This is a genomic window from Nocardia barduliensis, from assembly GCF_013315795.1.
In the GTDB taxonomy this organism is placed as follows: Bacteria; Actinomycetota; Actinomycetes; order Mycobacteriales; family Mycobacteriaceae; genus Nocardia; species Nocardia barduliensis.
Genome location: NZ_JABLTE010000247.1, coordinates 1 through 1,870 on the forward strand (window position 1 = coordinate 1; position 1,870 = coordinate 1,870).

General features: G+C 69.8%; 3 protein-coding genes. 2 read left to right on the top strand and 1 reads right to left on the bottom strand.

Annotation, left to right across the window (positions count from 1 at the left end; all coding sequences use genetic code 11):
• Positions 1-862: o-succinylbenzoate synthase (locus HOV91_RS38970; protein WP_174190169.1), on the bottom strand; the 862-nt coding region annotated here is incomplete at its 3' end.
• Between the two features lie 104 nt (positions 863-966).
• Here HOV91_RS38970 and HOV91_RS38975 point away from each other — a divergent pair.
• Positions 967-1,368, top strand: a complete 402-nt coding sequence (locus HOV91_RS38975; RefSeq protein WP_174190170.1) for a hypothetical protein — start codon at positions 967-969, stop codon at positions 1,366-1,368.
• A 44-nt stretch (positions 1,369-1,412) separates the two neighbouring features.
• Entirely contained in the window at positions 1,413-1,751 is a 339-nt protein-coding gene (locus HOV91_RS38980) for a hypothetical protein (protein WP_174190171.1), read from the top strand.
• Positions 1,752-1,870 lie beyond the last annotated feature (119 nt).

Below are 1,870 nucleotides of genomic sequence, written 5' to 3' on the forward strand. Positions count from 1 at the left end.
GGGTGCGCAGAACGGGGAGGTAACCGTCCGACGCACGCAGCGAGCCCGGCGTGACATCACCGGTGAGCAGGCTCAAAGTGCCGAGGCCGCAGGCGAAATCGAGTTCCGGTAGCGCGCCGGCCAGCGCCAGCTGTGCGGCGAGGCCGACGCTGGTCTCCAAGGCGGAGGAGACCACGCAGGGCAGACCCGACGCCTCCGCCACCTGGAGAGCACGGCGGACACCGCCGAGTGGCGTGCACTTGAGCACGGCGATGTCGGCGGCGCCTGCGACAGCGACGCGCAGCGGATCTTCGGCGCGGCGGATGGATTCGTCGGCGGCGATGCGGACCTCGACGCGGCGGCGCACCGCGGCGAGTTCCTCGATGGTCCGGCAGGGCTGTTCGACATATTCCAGACCCCCGGCGGCCTTATCGATCCGCTGGATGTGGCGCACGGCGGTATCGACATCCCACACCGCGTTCGCGTCGACCCGGATCGCCCCGTTCGGGCCGAGTGCGTCGCGTACCGCCTCCACCCTGGCCAGATCCTCCGCGAGCGACTCGGGGTGGTCGGCGACCTTCACCTTGGCGGTGCGGCAGCCGGACCGGCCCACTATCGCGTGCGCCTGCTCCGGGTCCACGGCGGGCACCGTGCAATTGATCGGAACACGCTCCCGCACCGGTTCGGGCCAGCCCGTCGTCACCTGCTCCAAGGCGGTAGCCAGCCAGGCGGCGGCCTCCCGGTCGTCGTATTCGGGGAACGGGCAGAACTCGCCCCACCCGAGCGGTCCCTGGATGAGCATTCCCTCACGCACCGTGATGCCACGGAAACGGGTGCGCATCGGAATGGCGTAGACGACGTGCTGCGCTGTGGAGTCGCTCATCGCGATCAGCTTATTCGGCCACGGCGGTCGATCGCGGGATTGCGCACGCGGACTCGAGTAGTTTCCCGGAGTCGTCGCAGCGCTCCGAGCGGGATCGTCGAGGCATGTTCCAGACCGGCAGCCCACCGCCACGGCCACCACATCCCGGCCCGCCCGTGCGCCCCGACCTGCGGCAACCGGTGCGGACCTGGGATGTCGTGCTCGCGGTCGTGCTGTATTGCGTTGCGGCGGTGCTCGCGCTCGCCGCCGCCTACTTCACCGTCTTCTTCGCCTTCGCCTCCGATCCGTGCGGGCCGGACAACTGCCGCACCGATTACCTCGGCTGGGCCTTCGTGGTGTCCTGGGGCGGAACCGCGTTCGCGATCGTCGGCGTGACCGGGATGCTCATCCTGGCCGCGGTCAAGCGCTGGTACATGTGGTACTGGCCGGTGCTGGCGATCGTGCTGATCGTCGCCTCGTTCTGCGGCGGCCTCGCGCTGGCGGCCCAGGTCCACCCGGCGAGCTGAACCGCCGAGATGCCGGGCGGCCGTGCGCCCGTCATGCTGAAGGTATGGCGTGGCATCTCCGGCGGCGAACGACCGACGCGCTGCGCGTGGCGCTCGGTTCGGTGATCGTCCTCGGATTCGGCTGGCTGATGGCGTCTTTCGTGCCGCTCTACGATGTGCTCGCGCGCGAAGGCCGGGATGGGCGCGGCGTCGGCTACCTCCCGTGGGCGCAGGTCATCGCCTGGACCGGCATCGTGGCATCGGTGCTCGCGGCGGTGTTCGCGGTGCTGGAGAGAGTGCGTGACGGCAGGCCGATCGCATGGACTCCGCTCATCGCGATCCCGTTGATCCTCGAATCCTGGTTGGTCGGCTTCCTCATCGCGGTCGTGCTGGTGTCGTATTAGTTTCCAGCGCCTGCGGCGCTGGGTGTTCGCGGCCCCTTTTTGGCTCGCGTTTGCGCGGCCGCCGCTTGCTCCTTCGTCGCTTGCGCGGCGGCCGCGCAAACGCGAGCCGGGCCGCGAAC

Bases quoted from the DNA above. Each gene is read 5' to 3' on its own strand.
- HOV91_RS38980 (WP_174190171.1), top strand. From the start codon at position 1,413: ATGGCGTGGCATCTCCGGCGGCGAACGACCGACGCGCTGCGCGTGGCG.
- HOV91_RS38975 (WP_174190170.1), top strand. From the start codon at position 967: ATGTTCCAGACCGGCAGCCCACCGCCACGGCCACCACATCCCGGCCCG.